3 protein-coding genes are annotated in these 2,098 nt (G+C 46.4%); all 3 read right to left on the bottom strand.

All coding sequences use genetic code 11. The features are described from left to right. Positions 1 to 95: 95 nt before the first annotated feature. Complete coding sequence (locus LD39_RS19700; protein ID WP_035552383.1) at positions 96 to 797, bottom strand: heptaprenylglyceryl phosphate synthase; 702 nt, start codon at positions 795 to 797, stop codon at positions 96 to 98. A gap of 249 nt (positions 798 to 1,046) precedes the next feature. Then, the gene (locus LD39_RS19705; RefSeq protein ID WP_052158971.1) at positions 1,047 to 1,646 is read right to left on the bottom strand and encodes a YitT family protein; all 600 of its coding nucleotides are present in this window, start codon (positions 1,644 to 1,646) and stop codon (positions 1,047 to 1,049) included. Between the two features lie 194 nt (positions 1,647 to 1,840). Beyond that, on the bottom strand, positions 1,841 to 2,098 hold a 258-nt coding region (locus tag LD39_RS19710; protein WP_035552386.1), incomplete at its 5' end, for a YerC/YecD family TrpR-related protein.

Below are 2,098 nucleotides of genomic sequence, written 5' to 3' on the forward strand. Positions count from 1 at the left end.
TGCACCTGCCATAATTAAAAGCGGTCCTTCGGTATGGATCACTGCGTTTCGTTGTTGTTCATTCAAACCTTTGACTAAAGGATTCATTGCTTGTGTCATAATCCACCATCCTTTGGTTGTTTCGCTGCCTGCACCGTCGCTAAAGCAGCTTCTATATTGTCGTAAATAATATTTCCGACGACGATGACATCCGCAAGCGCGCTCATTTCAAGCGCCTGTTTCTCTGAATGGATGCCTCCGCCGTAGAAGAGAGTCGTTTCGTTCAGTTCTTCGGCGATCCTTTTTACTAGCTCCGGATCTCCGTAGGTTCCGCTATATTCTAAGTAGAAAACGGGCAAATGGAACATATGCTCTGCCATTCGCGCATACGCGAGTACGTCTTCCTCTTTAGGAAGACAGCAATCGGTATGCTGAAATACTTTCGCATCAGGATTCAGCACACAGTACCCTTCAGTAACCATATCCTTCCAGTCAATCATGTCTCCGTATTCCTTCACGGCTTGATGCTGAATATCCAGCATCCACTTTTTATCCTGACTGTTCAGAACGATCGGAATGAGGTAGCCATCGAAACCCGGGGTAATTGCTTCCATATCCGAGACTTCCAGTACACAAGGAACGTCGTAAGACTGAAGGCGTTCCAATAAATCGTGCACATTCTCAAACGTGATGCCATCCGTTCCTCCGACGATAATCGCATCGGTCCCCGATTCACACACAGATTGTAAGTCCTGATCGGTAATCGTTTTGTTCGGATCAAGCTTGAAGACATGATCCCATTCGCTCATGTTGTCCATTTCCGTCCTCCAAAAAAACAGATATCCATTCACTCATTATAGCAAACTTTGCTGCATGGGTTGAATGGATATAGCAGAGAAAAATTGATGAAGTTTTTATGTCTTTCTTTGGTGGAGGAATCAGCTGTCTGTTCCGTAAGTGTGGTGCTCTGTTCCCTAACGAAAGCGCTCTGTCCTCTAACGCTCATTCTCTGTTCCAGATTCTCTTTTCCAAAGCAAAAAAAGACCGCTTCACAACGGAAGCCGTCTCTAATGAGGGGTGGAATGATGAAGAAATCGCGAAGACGTACATAACATCGTAACAAGAGCCACGCTCAAAATCGTGATCGTCGACAGCATCAGCGTCTGCGTTGAAAAGAGGTATCCGCTTATCCCTATGATTAAGAAGTCGAAAGCGAAAATGACGAACCCGACATTCATTTTCAGCCAATCCGCAATCATCTGGGCGAGGAGATCTGTGCCGCCCGTGCTCGTCTGATTCCGAAGCATCAACCCGATGCCGCCGCCAACGAGCGCTCCGCCTAAAATCGAACTGACCGCCGGATCGATAGTGAGATGATAATTGCGCAGACCACCTAACACGTCAATCGAAAACGAAGATACAAGAAGCCCATGGATACTGTTATAAAAATAGGCGCGGTAGTGGAACCACGCAAGTGTAAAGATCGGAATGCTGAAGCAGATAATCGTGAACCCCACTTTCAACCCCCATACGTAATTAGCAATGAGGCCGAGGCCGATCATGCCGCCGTCGAGCACATGGTCAGGAATGAGGAAAAAATTGATACCCAGCGATAAAAGCAGGCTTCCGACCACAATCGAAGCTCCTTTTTTCATGAAGGACTTCATTTGAAAAATCCCCTTCAATGTAGACAAGTTTGTACTAGCGTATGCTTGCCAACTTAATATTAGAAGAGAACCTTAAAGATCTGTCCAGAACAAAAGCGCAAGTGCCTTCGGAGCCCCGGCAAGCGTAAAGCTAGATGTAACCTCTTACCACAAAAAAAGACTGCTCAAATCGTGAGACAGCCCTTCCCTTATATCTATTCTGTTTGCTTTTCTTGCACACGGTCCAGCGCAAGCGTGTATGCATCGTTTCCGTAGTTCAAGCAGCGCTTCACTCGGGAGATCGTCGCCGTTGACGCCCCTGTTTCCGTCTCGATTTTATGATAAGTGAAGCCTTCTCTCAGCATACGCGCAACTTCAAGTCGCTGTGCGAGTGACTGCACCTCATTCATCGTCGCCAAATCATCAAAAAACTCGTAACACTCTTCGACATTTTTTAGTGAAAGAATCGCTTC

The sequence above is a fragment of the Halobacillus sp. BBL2006 genome, from assembly GCF_000786645.1.
Classification (GTDB): Bacteria; Bacillota; Bacilli; order Bacillales; family Halobacillaceae; genus Halobacillus.